General features: G+C 41.3%; 18 protein-coding genes. 6 read left to right on the top strand and 12 right to left on the bottom strand.

Annotation, left to right across the window (positions count from 1 at the left end):
• Window positions 1-191: 191 nt before the first annotated feature.
• A complete protein-coding gene (locus tag FXF62_RS00290; RefSeq protein WP_149517200.1) occupies window positions 192-1,166 on the bottom strand; it encodes an LPXTG cell wall anchor domain-containing protein in 975 nt (324 codons plus the stop codon).
• Window positions 1,167-1,478: 312 nt separating this feature from the next.
• Between FXF62_RS00290 and FXF62_RS00285 the strand changes: the two genes are divergently transcribed.
• Window positions 1,479-1,634 carry a bacteriocin class II family protein gene (locus FXF62_RS00285; RefSeq protein WP_149517199.1) on the top strand — a complete coding sequence of 52 codons (156 nt, stop codon included), beginning with the start codon at window positions 1,479-1,481 and terminating at the stop codon, window positions 1,632-1,634.
• 35 nt (window positions 1,635-1,669) lie between these two features.
• Here FXF62_RS00285 and FXF62_RS00280 read toward each other — a convergent pair whose 3' ends face one another.
• From FXF62_RS00280 to FXF62_RS00265, 4 genes are all read right to left on the bottom strand, one after another.
• Complete coding sequence (locus FXF62_RS00280; RefSeq protein WP_149517198.1) at window positions 1,670-3,034, bottom strand: sensor histidine kinase; 1,365 nt, start codon at window positions 3,032-3,034, stop codon at window positions 1,670-1,672.
• Window positions 3,035-3,073: 39 nt separating this feature from the next.
• Window positions 3,074-3,805: a response regulator transcription factor gene (locus FXF62_RS00275; RefSeq protein WP_149517197.1), complete on the bottom strand. Its 732-nt coding sequence runs from the start codon at window positions 3,803-3,805 to the stop codon at window positions 3,074-3,076.
• 1 nt (window position 3,806) lies between these two features.
• Window positions 3,807-4,148, bottom strand: a complete 342-nt coding sequence (locus tag FXF62_RS00270) for a LytTR family DNA-binding domain-containing protein (RefSeq protein WP_149517196.1) — start codon at window positions 4,146-4,148, stop codon at window positions 3,807-3,809.
• 182 nt (window positions 4,149-4,330) lie between these two features.
• Entirely contained in the window at window positions 4,331-4,903 is a 573-nt protein-coding gene (locus FXF62_RS00265; RefSeq protein ID WP_149517195.1) for a TetR/AcrR family transcriptional regulator, read from the bottom strand.
• A 126-nt stretch (window positions 4,904-5,029) separates the two neighbouring features.
• Between FXF62_RS00265 and FXF62_RS00260 the strand changes: the two genes are divergently transcribed.
• On the top strand, window positions 5,030-5,872 hold the full coding sequence (locus FXF62_RS00260; RefSeq protein WP_149517194.1) for a DegV family protein: 843 nt from the start codon (window positions 5,030-5,032) through the stop codon (window positions 5,870-5,872).
• Between the two features lie 90 nt (window positions 5,873-5,962).
• On the top strand, window positions 5,963-6,751 hold the full coding sequence (locus FXF62_RS00255; protein WP_149517193.1) for an XRE family transcriptional regulator: 789 nt from the start codon (window positions 5,963-5,965) through the stop codon (window positions 6,749-6,751).
• Between the two features lie 157 nt (window positions 6,752-6,908).
• Here the strand turns inward: FXF62_RS00255 and FXF62_RS00245 are convergent, their stop codons facing one another.
• From FXF62_RS00245 to FXF62_RS00215, 7 genes are all read right to left on the bottom strand, one after another.
• Window positions 6,909-7,382, bottom strand: a complete 474-nt coding sequence (locus tag FXF62_RS00245) for a hypothetical protein (protein ID WP_262881532.1) — start codon at window positions 7,380-7,382, stop codon at window positions 6,909-6,911.
• A gap of 70 nt (window positions 7,383-7,452) precedes the next feature.
• Window positions 7,453-7,935 carry a hypothetical protein gene (locus tag FXF62_RS00240; protein WP_187984216.1) on the bottom strand — a complete coding sequence of 161 codons (483 nt, stop codon included), beginning with the start codon at window positions 7,933-7,935 and terminating at the stop codon, window positions 7,453-7,455.
• Window positions 7,928-8,473 (bottom strand): DUF1697 domain-containing protein, encoded by a 546-nt coding sequence (locus FXF62_RS00235; protein ID WP_149517191.1) that lies wholly within the window; start codon window positions 8,471-8,473, stop codon window positions 7,928-7,930. Before FXF62_RS00235 ends, FXF62_RS00240 begins: the two co-directional genes overlap by 8 nt.
• Window positions 8,474-8,508: 35 nt before the next feature.
• The gene (locus FXF62_RS00230) at window positions 8,509-9,006 is read right to left on the bottom strand and encodes a GNAT family N-acetyltransferase (RefSeq protein WP_149517190.1); all 498 of its coding nucleotides are present in this window, start codon (window positions 9,004-9,006) and stop codon (window positions 8,509-8,511) included.
• A gap of 31 nt (window positions 9,007-9,037) precedes the next feature.
• Complete coding sequence (locus tag FXF62_RS00225) at window positions 9,038-9,814, bottom strand: hypothetical protein (RefSeq protein WP_149517189.1); 777 nt, start codon at window positions 9,812-9,814, stop codon at window positions 9,038-9,040.
• A gap of 107 nt (window positions 9,815-9,921) precedes the next feature.
• On the bottom strand, window positions 9,922-11,910 hold the full coding sequence (gene uvrB, locus FXF62_RS00220) for an excinuclease ABC subunit UvrB (RefSeq protein ID WP_149517188.1): 1,989 nt from the start codon (window positions 11,908-11,910) through the stop codon (window positions 9,922-9,924).
• A gap of 161 nt (window positions 11,911-12,071) precedes the next feature.
• Entirely contained in the window at window positions 12,072-13,019 is a 948-nt protein-coding gene (locus FXF62_RS00215) for a CPBP family intramembrane glutamic endopeptidase (protein WP_149517187.1), read from the bottom strand.
• A gap of 166 nt (window positions 13,020-13,185) precedes the next feature.
• Between FXF62_RS00215 and FXF62_RS00210 the strand changes: the two genes are divergently transcribed.
• From FXF62_RS00210 to FXF62_RS00200, 3 genes are all read left to right on the top strand, one after another.
• Window positions 13,186-15,360 (top strand): ABC transporter substrate-binding protein/permease, encoded by a 2,175-nt coding sequence (locus tag FXF62_RS00210; RefSeq protein WP_149517186.1) that lies wholly within the window; start codon window positions 13,186-13,188, stop codon window positions 15,358-15,360.
• On the top strand, window positions 15,360-16,100 hold the full coding sequence (locus FXF62_RS00205) for an amino acid ABC transporter ATP-binding protein (protein ID WP_149517185.1): 741 nt from the start codon (window positions 15,360-15,362) through the stop codon (window positions 16,098-16,100). The genes FXF62_RS00210 and FXF62_RS00205 overlap by 1 nt, the downstream gene beginning before the upstream one ends.
• Before the next feature lie 370 nt (window positions 16,101-16,470).
• Window positions 16,471-17,997 (top strand): ATP-binding cassette domain-containing protein, encoded by a 1,527-nt coding sequence (locus FXF62_RS00200; protein WP_149517184.1) that lies wholly within the window; start codon window positions 16,471-16,473, stop codon window positions 17,995-17,997.
• Window positions 17,998-18,016 lie beyond the last annotated feature (19 nt).

The raw sequence follows: 18,016 nt of genomic DNA, 5'->3' as shown, positions 1-18,016 counted from the left end.
GTTTTTTCTCGTGTATCGCGATCACACCTAAAGTATAACACTTTCTTCTAATCTTTGGTCACAAAAATCATGAATAGTAGATATTTACTCCTGAATAGTCATTTTAAAAATACATTCTCCAAAATAGAGAATGTATTTTTATGTTTTATCTTTGCATCTTTTCTAACTTTTAAAGTGACTAGTAAGGAAATTTAATCCTTCTGACGCTTTGGACAGAGAGTAGCAAACATTGCTCCTAATGAAATAATGCCTAGCAATTTGAAGTATGCACTCTTCTGCTCCCCTGTCTGTGGCAATATTCTTGAAGCCGGATGAACTAACGCCTCTTTACTCTTTTGATTATTTGAATTACTATCCATTAAAGTGAGAGTTTGACTAGTCTTAGCATCCGCACTTTCCTGCAAAACTGGCTTAGAAAGGTCTCTGTCGCTATCCTTTGCGGTTGGGATAGTTATCGAATGAGCAACTACAGAACCACGTCCATTTTCAGTTGTATTTGACTGTTCCGCTTTCTCATCTTGTTTAATTGCTGAACTAGCATACAAATGGTCATACAATTGTTGAGCTGTAACTCCTCCTCCAGCCCAACCAGACACAAGTTTTCCATTTTTTAGATAAAGAATAGTCGGAGTTCCGGGTATTCCAACTGTTTCAAATAAAAATTTCTTTGCCTGATCATCGAAATCTTTCCCATCACTATTATAATATTCAAGATGATTATCAATTAATTGATTAAACTCTTTCAGAACGGAAGAAAACTCTCGACAATAATAACAGGTCGGACGACCAACATAGATTGTATGATCCTGACCATCTTCAGTAAAAGCTTGATATACTTGATTAATCGAAACTTTTTGAAAATCAGCTACATTTTCTAGATAGCTTTCCATAGTTACTTCAGCTTTAGCAGTCTCAGTGTGAACTGGTGGATTAGAATTCTGCTCTGCAGTCTGAGTTTTTGTAATTTGGCTTGACTCTGCTTCACTACTGGATTCAGACTTAGTATCTGATTCAGTCGGTAATGTTTTATCAGTGCTTCTACTGACCTCTACTCTTTCTTGACCATCTTGTACTACTATGCTATCTGCATCAGCTGCCACCGGCAGAGCACCTAGACCAAGAAAAAGCGGGCAAAGCAATATCGAAATAAACCATTTGTTTTTCATAATAAACTCCTTCTATTTTTATAGGTCTAGTTTAACTTATTTTTAGAGCAGAAAAACAAGAAAATCCTAAATGGTTCTTATTTACTCTTAAACAGTCATTCCAATCGCATCCATAAAATAATTCTAAAACAAACGTTGGTGAATATATTTACCTTTTCATATCTTTTAAACTGTCTAATTCCTCACATTAGGAAAATAAATGATAGAATAGAAACTTACCATTCAGGAGTGAATAAAGACTGATTAAGATTTAACCCACTAAAACAGTATTATTTTTGTTATACTAATATCATTAAAACAAGGGGGCATATTATGAACAAAAAAGAATCAATCAAACAATTCAATGTATTATCAACTGAGGAATTAGAAAAAATTTCAGGAGGAGGTAACAATTGGCTTAATGCTTTTTGGAACAATTTTTTAAATCTTAGGAGACTCACTGAATCAAGTACTTCTCAATGGAGTTAACTTCCATAGTAAAAAATCATAAGAGACAATGAATACTATTTCCATTCATTGTCTTTTATGTCTTTAAGGGATATTTCAATCTCCTGACGAAAAAAATAATTTTGACTGACTGTCCTCAGAGAAACATTGGGATAGTGGCTGATAATATTTTGAACATTGGAGAGACCAAGCCCTCTATTTTCTCCTTTAGTGCTAAAGCCCTTTTTAAAAATATTATCGGAATGGATAGAAAACTCTTTTATTGTATTCTCAACAATAAAAATCTGTCTATTTTCCTGATCCAAAAAAGCAAAAGAAACTACTGGATGACTAGTCTCCACTGCTGCTTCCATAGCATTATCAGCCAATATGGAAACAATCGTGATAAAATCAAGCAACTCCATTCCTTGAAGTTTGATTTCTTGAGGAACTTCCAAGCCAATTTCTATTCCCTTGCTCTGAGCTTCTAGAAATTTTGCTGACAAGACGCTCTTGAGAGCATCATTGTGGATATTGGACAGACGACCCAAATCATATTTAGATTGGTTGAGCGCTTGACCTGAGTCTTTAAGGACTTGGTTATAAATCTGCTCGATGGCTGGTAAATCGTGCGTATCAATTCCCAACTTCAGACTCCTTAAAATATTGATGTAATCATGCCGGAAACTTCGCAACTCATTATAAAGTTCTTCAATATGCTGACTGTAATCGGACATATTTCTCAATTGTAACTCTCTTTGTTCACTTAACTGCTGTTGAATTCGCTCCCGCAAATTACGGTCTAGGATATTTACCGAACTGAGAAAGAGAATAATATAAATTATCACAATTAATTTTCTATGTGGCAAATTAACCACATTATGAGTTATTTCTAAATAAGAGAAAAATTGTACAAATACAATATAAAAAATCATGGATATATCAAGGAAAATGACTAGGTGTTTATCAGCCTCATTTAATCTAAATTCTCTTAACCGCTTAAATTTATAATGTAGTAAACTTGGGATCCATAACGATAGTAAACTAGCTACAAAAGCCGTAATATTTAAAATAAGCTGTTCTTCATTTATTAGTTGGTTATATTCCAAACCGAAAATAGGAATAACAAAAAAAGTTAATATACGATATAGAAGATTCCAAAGAACAACTGGGAAAAGACCATAAAAGATAGATAACTTTATAGGAATAAAACTCTGTCTAGTTAATAATAAAGAAAAAATTAAAAAATAAACTGGAAGATCTAAGTAAGTTAAAAAAGTTTCACTAAATAAGACAAAAAGCAGAATATTAAAAAATATATAAATAAAAGGTATTAAGACGTACTTAATCCATGTCAACTTAATTCCACTGATACGTGAAAATAAGAAAGACAGAGCTATCATTTCGAAAACAAGTAAAACAATTTGTATTATTCTTGGCATAATTTCTATCCTACTTCTATCATATTACTTCTTACTTCCCTACTGCTTTAAAGCTGCCCGTAATCCTTTCATCTTGAGGCGTGATACATAGCAACTAGCGCCATTAGGAAAATAGGCTATGTTTTCTATCTTATCCAGCTGAGAGATGTTCGCTGGATTGACCACATAAGAGCGATGGCACCGATAGAGACGCTTGTCCTGCTTTGTAATCTCAGAAAGCTGTCCGTAAAATTCGATCCGCTCTTTCTTAGTATAGAGAACTAGTCTATGAGGCACTTCTGATGTCTCAAAATAATAGATTTCATTAAAAGGCACCTGAAAATCTGATTTGGAATTTTCAAAGAGAAAAGTTTCCTCAGCTTGAAAACTGTCCTTTCTCTCGTAAAGATAGGCCAGGTCCTGCTCAATCTGCTTGATAAAATCCTCCTCAGACAAACCTTTGTCAATAAAGTCAAAAGCTGATACCTGATAACGAAAAGTCAAGGGCATAAATTCTGAGTGAGTCGTCACAAATACAATCAGAGCATAGGGGTCCAACTTGCGAATCTTTCCTGCTACCTCTAGCCCCTTCTGCGTCTCTTGCTTAATCTCAATATCCAAAAAGAAAATCTGATGGCTCCCCCGTTCCCTTACTGCATCAATCAGCATGTCCGGCTTGCCGTAGATTTCTAAAAACTGGCATTCCCAGCCGTTCTTTTCCAAAATTCCCTGAATGGTTGACTCCATATAGGCTTGTTGCTTAAGGTCGTCTTCTAATACAAAAATTTTCATCTTATTTTCTTCCTTCCTGAGACCAGCGCTTGATGAGACTGGATAAATGACGCCTTGAGCAGACAATATCTCCTAAGTCAGACTGCTCAAAAAACAAGCTTTTACGCTCCCTGTCAAACCCTTGGACCTTGGCTAAATTGACCAGTGTTTGACGATTACAGTGAACCAGCACATCAGGATAGAGCTTGGCCAGCTCAGTCAGAGAAGCCCTAAGGCTGTAGTTGCCTTGTCCAGTCACGATGAGAACGACGTGCGGCTTTTGAGGATGGGACTGGATATAGTAAATTGTCGAAAGATCCAGCTTTCTAAGAGTGTTGCCGTCTTTGATTACGATAGTAGCCATTGTCTACCTCCTTTGCTCTAGCATAGCACAGGTAGCATCGCAAATGACTCCCAAATCCTAAATGGTAGCTGAGAAGTCTTAAATGGTCCAAGAAGTACTAAGTAAAAACTTACTTGTTAGGTAAGTTTTTATGATCTATTATTTCAGTCCGATATATTGGTGCCAAATATTTGTACGAACTCTTACGTTTTCTTTTTCTGTGGGAAAAGGGGCATGCCCAAAGCAGCAATCTTTTCAGCCGGAACCTTCATGCCTTCTTTGATCCATTTGGAAAGCACCGAAACAACAGCAGAACTCCAGAATGAATTCATATAGGAATTAGCTGTCTTTTTTCCACCTTTGCTGCGCTTTTCGAGGAAATCAAAGACCGCCTGCGTCAGCAACTTTTCAAAATTATAGTCAATGGCCAGACTAATGACACGCGCTTCCTTCTTGGCTTCCTTAAAAAGAAAAAGCCAAATCTGGTACATTTCTGTCTTGAAATTAAACTGCTCCAGTTTATCGACAATTCCCTGAACCGTATTTTGGAAAATCCCCTCTAGAATTTCTTCTTTAGAGCTATAGTTCCGATAAAAGGCTGCGCGCGAAACTCCAGCCCGCTCGACTAACTCAGAGATGGTAATCTTTTTCAAATCTTTCTTCTCTAGCAGTTGCATCAGAGAAATTTCCAAGGATTCCTTTGTAATTCGATTAGATTCTTGGTTATAAGTTTTTAAATTTGCAAGGGATTTTTCTGATATTTTCTTTTCCGCCATAACAATTTCTTTCTTCCTGTATCAGCTGAGAATTAAGGCTTTATATCAAAGCATCTTCATGTTATAATTGTAAGAAAAGACATGTTTTTTGTCAATGTATAGAACTGATAGACCAGGAGAACCCAAATGACTTGGAAAATTGTTGCCGATTCTGGCTGTGACTACCGTGAGATTGCAGATCTGGCCAACCAGACAACTTTTGAGAGTGTGCCACTGACCATTCAGATTGATAATGAGATTTTTGTGGATAACGCTCATCTCGATATTGATGACATGATGGAAAAAATGTACGCTACTTCAAGTGCTTCAAAATCAGCCTGTCCAAGCCCTGATGACTACCTCAGAAGCTTTGAAGGAGCTGAAAATATCTTTGTCGTGACAATTACAGGCTCCCTTTCTGGTAGTCACAATAGCGCCCAGCTAGCCAAAAAGCTATTCTTAGAAGAACATCCAACAGCAAATATCCATGTCATTGATAGCCTTTCGGCTGGTGGCGAGGTCGATCTGATTGTCAAAAAATTGAACGACCTCATCAAAGAAGGGCTTTCTTTTGAGCAAGTCGTGGAAGCCATCACCCACTACCAAAAAAACACAAAGCTTCTCTTTGTACTGGCTAAGGTAGACAATCTGGTCAAAAATGGGCGCCTCAGCAAGCTGATTGGTGCAGTTGTCGGCCTCCTCAATATTCGCATGGTCGGCGAAGCCAGTGATACTGGTACTCTGGAGCTTCTTCAAAAAGCTAGAGGGGCTAAAAAGGCTCTGGTTGCTGCTGTCGATGAAGTTCTGAAAGCTGGATATAAGGGCGGCCGCATTATCATTGCTCATCGCAATAACGAGAAATTTTGCCAGCAATTTGCGGAAGTTATCAAGGAAAAATTCCCAGCAGCCGACATTTCTTTCCTACCAACTTCTGGACTTTGCAGCTTTTACGCAGAAGAAGGCGGCCTCTTGATGGGCTACGAAATTTAATCCTCTCCTTTTGAGCTGAATATCTCTATTCAGCTCTTTACTTTTTCGATTTAATTCGTTAAAATAGAAGAAAGAAAAGGAGTGAATATCATGGCCAGAGGACGCGGTGTCGCTAGCCCCCAGGATAAGGAGGCAATGCGGCTCATTTCTAAAAAAATCAAAACTTTATTGAAGCAAAAGCAAATCAAACAAATTGAACTTTCCCGAGGAACAGGAATCCCAGCCAGCACTCTTACTGGCTATATCAAAGGAAATTCCCTGCCTGTCCTAGAAAATATGCAAAAAATTGCAGACTTCTTTGATATGGATGTTCAAGAGCTGGATCCTCGCTATTTATCAGTTCATAGCCCTACGTCATTTTCGCTAGAGTTCGCAGATGTTTTCCAAGCCCTAGACCAGACCCACAGACAAGCTGTAACAGACTTTGCTAAAAAAGAGTTGGAAAATCAAACAACCGAGGAAAGATTAAAAGATGATTATTTTCCTTACAAGGTCTATGAAAGCTTCCAGACTTTCTTGAACAAGCCTGAACAAGCTGACATCGTCTGGTTAGACAAAGAGCTTGACTATGATATTGCCCTCTGGATTCGGACAGATTCGCTGGAACCCAAGTATCCACAGGGATCTGTAGCACTTGTCAAGAATACACATTTTGAATTTGCAGGCGCTATCTATGCCATTGATTACGACGGGCAAACCATTTTGAAAAGAGTTTTCAATGACCCAACTGGCATCCGCCTCATCTCTCTCAATAAAAAATACAGCGATAAATTTATCCCGCATCAAGAAGAACCCAAGGTTATCGGCCGTGTCATGGCCGCCTTCATGCCTTTAGATTTATCAGAACAAGCACAAAAGAGGCTGGGACAAAACTCCTAGCCTCTCAATTGTATTTGGATTGTCGAGCAAGACGCAGTGGTTGAGTGGGTCCTACTAGGCTGATTTCATCAGCTCTTACAGCCCTACTCAACTGTGCGGAGGTGGGACGACGAAATCGAATTCTAACGAATTAGCGATTGCTGTCCCACTTTCTTTTCTATTTTTTCTTACTCCCTTTGCTTGCAATCGTAATGACTGCTGCTATCAGAAAGAAAATAATATAAGTGACAATTGGGAACCAGACATAGCGATGATCCAAAGTAGGCAATGGTAGCAAAGGTCTATGACGGCGGCTCCTCACTCCAAAGTAATGAAACAAAAGAGCCATAGGGTTTATATAAAGAAGGGGATTGACTAAGTCTCTCAAAGAAGTCACCCTCTTTGCACTATTTTCACGGAGAATAGAACCATAGGCATAGTACAGTAAAACAAGAATATTTATAAACAAAGGAAAAACATAATTACCCTTTAAATATGAAGGGAGGAAGGGGATTTGAAAAACTAGGGTGCCCGTAATCATTGTGAAAAGCATAAGGACGGAGAAATCCAATAACCAAGCTAGAAAACCATGGCTCTTGAGCCATGTATTCACTTTATCTAGCCAAGTCCACTCATTCCTATTTCTATTCACATTCACACACCTCCCTCTACTAGCCTGTTTGAACGAGCTTTGGAGCTAGATTCCATTGGCAAGACTTGCATCAATCAATATAGCGAACACGATTGACCTTGGTTTTCATGATATAGGGATTGACTAAATCATGGTATTCATCATATTCTCCAAAAAAAAGGCCCTTTCGTAAAATAACTTCACTCCCATCTATCCCGTAATCCATATTAATCGGGACAGAATTTTCTGATTGGACTATAGAGAAATGAAAGAAAATTGAGAACCATATAAAAAGTGCAAGAGGTACACTCAGAATTCCCCAGATGAGATGAAACCAGCGAAATTTCCGTTTTTTCAAAAAGCGAAACCATAAGTGACAAAATACGACCACGGACAGAAGAAACAGCCATGTATTCCACAGGAGCGGAGTAAAGTCCAAGCCAAACGAACTCAAGCTAAAATGCAGCAAGACAAAGATAAATAACAAGAGATAGAGCACTAGCCAAATAACTTTAGAAAACTTCCAGCGCTTCACTTTTTCTTCCCTTGTATCTTCCAAATTTAACTCATTCATTTCCAATCAACTCCACAATCTTCTGGAAAGTCTTGCCGTTTCGAATGGTCAGTTGCTTGTAAAAACTAGATTTGAGCAGTTTTTTATGGTAGTTAGACTTGAGATAGTCCGCTTGGTCAGCATTGCTATAAAAGAAAGCCGTCTGCCCAAAATGCAGCTGCTCCTTGTCATTTGCCCAACTGCCCGCCAGCTCTTGAACACTCTCCCTATCTGTCTCCGGCAGATAAAAAAGAACATCTCGCCGAAAAGCTGTTTCATCCTGCCACCAAGCAGGCAGATTGGATATTTCCTTTTGAAGCATGGCAGAGCTGACAAGGACAAAAGGCAGAGGAAAATCATAAGACCGACTGAAATAAGCCGTCAAAATCTCCCGAATCCTCTCCTCCTGCTCCTCGCTATCAAAGAAAAGATTGCCACTATTGATGTAGGAAACTGGATTTCCAAAACCCAACCCAGCCAAATCCTTCTTCAAATCAGCCATAACGACCTTGTTTTTCCCGCCAACATTGATTCCGCGGAGTAAAAGTGCATAACGCATGCGTGCTCCTTACAAATATATCTATTATTTCCAAACTAGCTGTTCGAGTTTTTCGAGTAGATCATCCGTTTTTCTTTGACAGCTTTTCCTAGGTCAATGACCTTTTCCTCGCCGTCAAAAACAAAACCCATTTTTTCATAAAAGGCGATAGCACGTTTGTTATCTTCTAAAACCCATAATATAATCTCTTGATAACCATTCAAGGCAGCAAAAGCAGCCTGCATCAACTGCTGTCCTACACCCTTGCCATAATAATCTTTTAAGATATACAGGGCAATAATTTCACCCGCTATCGTAGCTGAATCTCGAAAATCACCGTAGCTAACAAAGCCAACCACTTTAGCATCATCCAAAGCGATCAAGGTATTTGCAGGATACTTTTGACTATAAAACCGGCACTTATCCAAAGTCATCTGCTCTTGAAATTCCGCAGGCAAAATCTCATCATAAGCTTCACTCCATGCCTGCCAATGAACTCTAGATTTCCCTTCTATCTCCTCAGGAGTCTCCATTGATTTGATTGTGATGGCCATTTGTTTTTCTCCTTGAATAAATCTATCTCAATTATTTCGCCTGAAAACCATTGCTATCTAATTTTCCATTTTCTCCCCGAACAACTACATAAACATTTTTGGGTAAGCTAGTAAAATCAATATAGTCACTTAAACTCGCACCTTCAGGAACATCTCCTTCCAGAAAGAGATACAGATTCAATTGAGCTCCATACTTTTCTGATAATCGGATCATATCCTTTCTCAATTTCTTTATGTCCTCTGCTGACGCTTCATACTTCTCTGTCTTGGGATTATACTTTAGTTCCTTTTTAATTTGAACCAAATCACGATAAAACCCTTTTTGGTTGTCAGTTACATCGTAATCTAAATCTGTTCTCAGCTCCTTAAATTTCACTGGCTTTAGAACAGACTCTTTGTCAAAATATAAGGTATTCAACATAGGATGGTAATTTGTATCTAAGACATAAGAAAAGATAAGATTTGTTAGTATCGAAGATGGTTCATCATCGCTATTAGCATAATAGGAATAAGTTCTTTCTTCTAACTTTTTTGTTAAAATTTTGTCCACCTCTTCAGTTAATTGAACTTTTACATCATATTGATAAGAAAAATGACTGACCCACGTTGGAATCTCTATTTTCTTAACCTTCAATCCTAAATTATCTTCAAAAGCTGCGTTCACAACATATTCAATATGCTGCTTTTCCTCTTTCGTAACAAGTTTTGTCGGCAAAAATGCCCAAAGCAATTGAACTATCGGTATCATGCCTATGACAAAAATTGAAATAAAGAAAATAAGTATTAGTTTAATTAGATCCTTTTTCACTTCAATTCCTCCACTTAAACTTCTCTAACTTATTTTTCACATAGTGACTCATTGACTAGAGATGTAATTAAGAGCTTAGTTTGCAACTTTGGTACTAACCATATTTTTTAATCCATCGCCTTTATTTCCAGAATCATATCGCGAATCTGTGCGGCCAGCTCGAAGTCCAGAAGTCCGGCAGCTTCTTGCATTTGACCTTCCAGTTTCTTAACCATGTCCTTGCGTTCCTGCTTATTAAGGCTTTCGATTTCGACAGTTTCTTCCTTGTCTGGCAGGGCAGCCTTGGTCACACTGATTAGGTCACGGATTTCTTTCTTGATGGTCTGCGGTACAATGCCGTGTTTTTCATTATAGGCCATCTGGATTGCCCGACGGCGAGCAGTTTCATCGATAGCACGCTGCATGGACTGGGTCACAGTGTCCGCATACATGATAACATGCCCCTCGCTGTTGCGGGCTGCTCGTCCGATGGTCTGGATCAGGCCACGTTCGTTGCGGAGGAAGCCTTCCTTGTCTGCATCGAGAATTGCTACCAGACTAACCTCAGGAACGTCAATTCCCTCGCGTAATAGATTAATCCCGACCAAAACGTCAAAGACGCCCAAGCGCAGATCTCGGATAATCTCGGTCCGCTCCAAGGTCTTGATATCCGAGTGCATGTACTTGACCTTGACACCCATTTCCTTGAAGTAGTCGGTCAAATCTTCCGCCATCTTCTTGGTCAGGGTTGTGATAAAGGTCCGTTCATTCTTTTCAACACGGGCATTTATTTCACCCAAAAGGTCATCAATCTGCCCCATAGTTGGACGGACTTCCACTTCTGGATCCAGAAGCCCCGTCGGCCGGATAATCTGCTCAATAACAGTATCCGTCTGTTCATTTTCATAGTCACCCGGCGTAGCCGATACATAGACAATCTGGTGAACATGGCTTTCAAATTCTTCTCGGCGCAGCGGACGGTTGTCCAAGGCAGACGGCAAGCGGAAACCATAATTAACCAGCATCTCCTTGCGAGAGCGGTCGCCATTGTACATGCCCCGAATCTGTCCCATGGTCATGTGACTCTCGTCAATCATAATCAAGAAATCATCAGGGAAAAAGTCCAGAAGGGTATAAGGAGGCTCTCCTTCGCTTCGACCATCCATGTGGCGAGAATAGTTCTCAACGCCATTCGTATAGCCCATTTCACGTAGCATTTCGATATCGTACTCCGTACGCTGTTTCAAGCGCTGGGCTTCCAGCAGCTTGCCTTCCTTCTCAAAGATAGCAAGCTGCTCCTCCAGCTCCTCCTGAATCTTAGCAATCGCCACTTCCATGTGGTCTTCATTGGTCACGAAGTGAGTGGCTGGGAAGATGGCCAAATGGTCCACCTCACCCAAGACTCGACCAGTCAAGGCTTCAACCTCACGGATCCGGTCAATCTCATCTCCGAAAAACTCTACCCGAAAGGCATGCTCATCACGAGAAGCTGGGAAAATCTCCACTACATCACCACGAACCCGGAATTTTCCCCGCTGAAAGTCAATATCATTGCGCTCAAACTGGATATCTACCAAATCATTGAGCAGCTTATCGCGGGAAATCTCTAGTCCAGGACGTAGGCTTACCACGCTATCGGAGTATTCCTTAGGCGAACCCAGACCGTAGATACACGAGACCGAAGCCACGACAATCACGTCGTTTCGCTCCAAGAGAGCAGAAGTCGCCGAGTGACGGAGCTTATCAATTTCGTCATTGACCGAGCTATCCTTTTCGATATAAGTATCACTGGAAGGCACATAGGCCTCAGGCTGGTAGTAATCATAGTAGGAAACGAAGTATTCCACCGCGTTATTGGGGAAGAATTCCTTGAACTCACCATAGAGCTGGCCGGCCAGCGTTTTATTATGGGCAATAACCAGAGTCGGCTTATTGACTCGAGCGATAACCTGACTCATGGTATAGGTCTTACCAGTACCCGTCGCTCCCATGAGAATCTGGGCTTTCTCGCCTCCCTCGATATTGTCCACCAGCTGCTCAATAGCCTGGGGCTGGTCGCCTGAAGGCTCGTACTTAGACACCAATTCAAATTTATTATCTGTTATTCTGTTAATCATCTTTTATTCCTCAACTTGTGCTTCTATCATTTTACCATATTTGCCCTATTTTCTCTGGATTTTGGTGTAGGTAGAATGGCCACGCTGCTACCATCGTCTGTCTCTTGTCACACTTCTCGTTAAAAGACATAAAAAAGGCCCAGCTGAGCTGAGCGATCTCTTTATTTCTTAAACATCAATGCCTGAGGCAGGCGATTTTCTTTCTTGAGTGACCAGTAAAGATAGGCAATGCAGCCAATCAGAACGATACTGGCAAAAATAGATCCTTCAGCACCGAAAGCTCCTCCTGAAAGCCAATCAATAGAAGTCTGAGAAGTGTAATTAAAGACAGAGGCAGTAGCTCCTTGCCCGCTGACCTGGATGCCATAGACATTTCCTTGGACGAAATTCCAAGCACCATGCATACCAGCCAAGACCCACATATTATCATACTTGATCATGAGTAGGCAGGCAAAAATCCCATCCAAAATAATAGTAACAATGGAAAGGACAGTCACACCAGCATTGAGGAGGTGCATCGCCCCAAATAGAGTGCTGGAAACCAAGACACCGACAAGGATATTTGATTTGGCACTAACCGCTGGAAAAAGCCAGCCACGCGTCACCAACTCCTCCGTGCCACCTTGCAGAATCCAAAAAGGTATCAGGGCAAGAATAAAGAGAACTGGCTCTAAACTCAGCTCTGCCAATTCTAGTCTCCCAGATCCTGTCAGCAAGAGCAGGGCAACGATAAGCGAAAACTGTATCGAACCAATCAGAAATCCTTTACCCAGTTCTTTCAGCCACCCTTCCTTAAAGAAGCCCAGACTGGAGAAGGGTCTCTTTTCTCGAAACTTGACCCACAGAAAAACAAGTAAAGCCATAAAGAAAAAACTACCTAGCTGAAAAAAGATATTATAATGCCCGAACACTTCCATAACCGTTGCTCGGTCAGCTGTCGGATTTACCATGGCAAGCACAGTTCCAATGATGATCCCAATCGGAATCATTCCAATGAATGCAAGGATTTCTCCTACCTGGATAAAGCCAATAGAAATCAAAACTGCCAACCAAATCGGCGGAATGTAGCGCGACAGCTTCACATTATCTAACATGCGTGATTTAAACATAGAAATCTCCTTTCTTGATTTATCTATTATAACATATTTTATCATAATAGTATAAGAGCCAATATTTGTTATTATGTCAGAAGATATAACATCGAAATAGAAAATATTTGCCTTTTCCAAATTTTTCTGATATAATCAGACAATATTCTAACAAAGGAGAGAAAGTATGAAGAAAAAAATCATAGCTTTTCTGCTAGCGTTATTCCCTATCCTTGCACTAGGGACAACCACTCACGCAGATACCATCAAAATCGTATCTGACACGGCTTATGCCCCATTTGAATTTAAAGATTCCGATCAAACCTATAAAGGAATTGATGTTGATATTATCAATAAAGTAGCTGACATCAAAGGCTGGGAATATGAAATGTCCTTCCCTGGCTTTGATGCGGCTGTTAATGCGGTTCAAGCAGGACAGGCCGACGCCATTATGGCAGGTATGACTAAGACTGCTGAACGTGAAAAAGTCTTTACCATGTCTGACACATATTATGACACAAAAGTTGTCATTGCAACGACCAAGGCTAATACAATAAAGTCCTACGATCAACTTAAAGAAAAAACAGTCGGTGTCAAAAACGGTACTGCCGCGCAACGTTTCCTTGAAAAAATCAAGGACAAGTATGGTTTTACTATCAAAACATTTGATACAGGCGACCTCATGTATAACAGCCTAGCAGCCGGAGCAGTTGACGCAGCTATGGATGACCAACCCGTTATCGAATATGCAATCAACCAAGGGCAAGATTTGAAAATCTCAATGAAGGGTGAGGCTGTTGGTAGCTTCGCATTTGGTGTCAAAAAAGGCAGCAAATACGAATACCTAGTCACTGAGTTTAACGAAGCCTTAGCTCAGATGAAAAAAGATGGCACCTTGAAGGACATCATCAACAAGTGGACTGCTGCTTCCAAAACTTCAACAAATTCAGCAGTACCAGAGACCACAACCAAGTCTGGTCAAAAAGCCACTCCAGTCAAAGCCAAATATACAATTTCCAGTGACTCATCCTTTGCTCCTTTCGTTTTCCAAAATGATAGCAACCAATACACTGGTATTGACATGGACTTGATCAAAGCCATTGCCGAAGACCAAGGTTTTACACTTGAAATTTCTAACCCTGGCTTTGACGCTGCCATCAATGCTGTACAATCTGGTCAAGCCGACGGGATGATTGCTGGGATGTCTGTGACAGAGGCCCGCAAAGAAACCTTTGATTTCTCTGAACCATACTACACTGCTAACTCTATCCTTGCGGTGACAGAATCAAGCACTATTAGCTCTTATGACGACTTGAAAGGAAAGACCGTCGGAGTCAAAAATGGTACCTCCTCTCAAACCTTCCTCGTCGAAAATCAAAGCAAATACGGCTACAAAATCAAAACATTTTCAGACGGTTCTTCGATGTATGATAGTCTGAATTCTGGCTCTGTCGCTGCTATTATGGATGATGAGCCCGTTGTCAAATATGCTATCAACCAAGGCAAGAAAATGAAAACGCCAATCGAGGGAACCCCTAGTGGTGATCTTGCTTTTGCAGTAAAAACAGGCACCAACCCTGAGCTCATCGAGATGTTCAATAACGGTCTGGCTAATCTGAAAGCGAATGGTAAATATCAGGAAATCCTTGATAAATATCTCTCAGCAAATCAAGATGATTCTACAACTGTTGACGAAACAACTATCTGGGGACTTCTCCAAAACAACTACAAACAACTTTTGAGCGGTCTTGGAATCACTATCTCATTGGCACTTATTTCCTTTGCGATTGCCATGGTCATCGGGATTATCTTTGGGATGTTTAGCGTCAGCCCAATCAAAGCGCTTCGCATTATTTCAGAAATTTTTGTCGATGTTATCCGTGGTATTCCACTTATGATTCTGGCAGCCTTCATCTTCTGGGGCATTCCAAACTTCCTTGAATCTATGACTGGTCAACAGAGTCCGATTAACGACTTTGTCGCAGGGACCATTGCCCTGTCCCTCAATGCTGGTGCTTATATCGCCGAGATTGTTCGCGGAGGGATCCAAGCTGTTCCAGCCGGACAGATGGAAGCTAGCCGCAGTCTAGGGATTTCGTATGGAAAGACCATGCGCAAGATTATCCTGCCTCAAGCAACCAAGATTATGCTACCAAACTTTGTCAACCAGTTTGTTATCGCCCTCAAAGATACAACAATCGTATCAGCTATCGGACTTGTTGAGCTCTTCCAAACAGGTAAAATCATCATTGCTCGTAACTATCAGAGCTTCAAGATGTATGCCATCCTAGCAGTACTCTACTTGGTCATCATCACACTCTTGACTCGCTTGGCAAAACGCTTAGAAAAGAGGATTAAGTAATGGCAAAATTAAAAATTGATGTCAATGATTTACATAAATACTATGGAGAAAATGAAGTCCTGAAAGGGATTAGTGCTAAGTTTTACGAGGGAGATGTTGTCTGTATCATCGGTCCTTCTGGATCAGGTAAGTCAACTTTCCTACGCAGCCTGAACCTGCTCGAAGAAGTAACCAGCGGAACCATTACTGTCAACGGTTATGATTTGACAGACAAGGCTACAAATGTAGACCATGTCCGTGAAGATATCGGAATGGTCTTCCAGCATTTCAACCTCTTCCCACACATGACTGTCCTGCAAAATATCACCTTTGCACCAGTTGAGCATAAGCGAATGAGCCAAGCTGAAGCAGATAAGCTTGGTATGGAGCTCTTGGAAAAGGTAGGCTTGGCGGACAAGGCCGATGCCAAACCAGACAGCTTGTCAGGGGGACAAAAGCAGCGGGTGGCCATCGCTCGAGGATTGGCTATGAACCCGGACATTATGCTCTTTGACGAGCCGACTTCTGCCCTTGACCCTGAAATGGTTGGTGACGTTCTCAACGTTATGAAGGATCTGGCTCAGCAGGGTATGACCATGCTGATTGTGACCCATGAGATGGGCTTTGCCCGTCAGGTCGCTAATCGCGTCATCTTTACCGCTGACGGTGAATTCCTAGAAGACGGCAAACCAGATCAAATCTTCGATAACCCTCAGCATCCACGTCTCAAGGATTTCTTGGACAAGGTGCTCAATGTATAAATGTGACGAATCCTGAAAGTAATCTTTCAGGATTTTTTGTTGACTTATATTGCCCTTTTTGCTAGACTAAAGATAGAATGATTTCGGAGGTACACGGAGACATGAAAAATTAAGTCTATTTTTTAAAGGAAACTTTATTTAGTAGATTTTGTCATGTTTCTGCATATCCGCGGGACTTTCGTTTTTTTGTGCTTTCAAGCTCCTATGGCTTATCTTTAGATCAATCCTGTCACTCCTATGACGGTGCAAGCTAGAACTCTAAAAACGAATGCCCCTATTTGGACACTCCTGTGTCTTCTTTGTGCAATCTCAACAGCTCTGCTAAATAAAGCAGGGCTGTATTTTGTTTTAAAAAATAAAGGAGATATCTATGCTGCAAATAAGAAATCTAACCATCACCCACTTAAAAGACCTGAAGGAGCTGGTCAAAGATCTGACACTGACCATCAATCAAGGAGACAAGGTCGCTATTATCGGTGAGGAGGGCAATGGCAAGTCCACCCTGCTCAAGCTCCTGCTAGACGAGCGACTTGTCAGCTCCTATGCCAGCTACAGCGGACAGATTGGCAAGTCCTATACTGCTGCTGTCTACCTGCCCCAGCAGCTGCCTTCAGAGGATGCCCAACTGACGCTAAATGACTATTTCTTTGCTGATTTTGAGACCGAGCTGGACTATGCTAAGCTCTACCGCTATGCTGGAGAGCTCAACTTTGACAGCCAGCGTTTTGCCAGTCAACAGCAGCTATCTAGTCTATCTGGAGGAGAAAAGCTTAAGGTTCAGCTCATCAAGAAACTAGCCAGTGATTGGGACATTCTCTTTCTTGACGAGCCCTCTAATGACCTCGATCTCGAAACTCTGACTTGGCTGGAAAACTTTATCAGCCACAGCCAGAGAACGGTCCTTTTCGTCTCTCACGACGAGCACTTTCTTGCTCAAGCTGCGACCAAGATTGTTCATCTGGAACGAATCAAAAAGAAGCAGGAGGCTAGAACCAGCGTCAAGAGTCTGGACTATGAAAATTACCGACATCAGCGTCAGGAGGCCTTTGAAAAACAAGGTCAACTGGCACGGAAAGAACGGGAAGAACACGCTAAGACCATGGAAAAACACCAACGGGTTAAGCAGAGTGTGGAACATACTTTGCGAAACACCCATGACGCTACTGCAGGTCGATTGGTGGCCAAGAAGATGAAAAATGTTCTCTCGCAGGGCAAACGATTTGAAAAGGCAGGTGCTGAAATGACCGAAATCCCGACACAGGAAGATGCCATCAGCCTTCACTTCTCAAACATAGAAGCTCTGCCATTGACCAAAAGAATCCTCAAATTAGAAGGAATGAAACTGGAAGCAGACGAACGACAACTGGCGGAGAACCTGACTCTGGAAGTCTGCGGTCAGGAGAAAATCGGACTGATTGGCGCCAATGGTGCAGGCAAATCCACTCTACTTAAGGAACTATGGAAGATTCTGCGTGAGCGGACAGATCTGCGAGTAGGCTATATGCCCCAGCACTATGGCGACTTGTTGGATGACGAAAGCTCTCCTTTGGACTTTCTGGCCCCCTCTGGCGACAAGGCTCAGGAAGAGAAAATCCTGACGCATCTAGCCAGTCTCCAGTTCACGCGCGACGAGGCACGTCACCCGATTGGACAGCTTTCTGGCGGTCAAAAAGCCAAGCTCCTCCTGCTCAAAATTGTCCTAGACCGCCCCAATGTCCTCCTTCTAGATGAGCCAACCCGCAACTTTTCTCCCATCTCTCAGCCTCAGGTTCGTCAACTCTTAGCCACCTATCCCGGCGCCATTATCTCTGTCTCCCATGACCGTATCTTTCTCAAAGAAGTCTGCCAGAAGATTTATAAACTGACAGAAACAGGGTTGGAGGAAGTTGAGCTATAAGCAAAAAGAGTTGGAAATT

The sequence above is a fragment of the Streptococcus cristatus genome, assembly GCF_008369405.1.
GTDB lineage: Bacteria > Bacillota > Bacilli > Lactobacillales > Streptococcaceae > Streptococcus > Streptococcus cristatus_G.
Note: the sequence above shows the minus strand (reverse complement) of the source record. Positions and strands in the feature narration are given on the sequence as shown.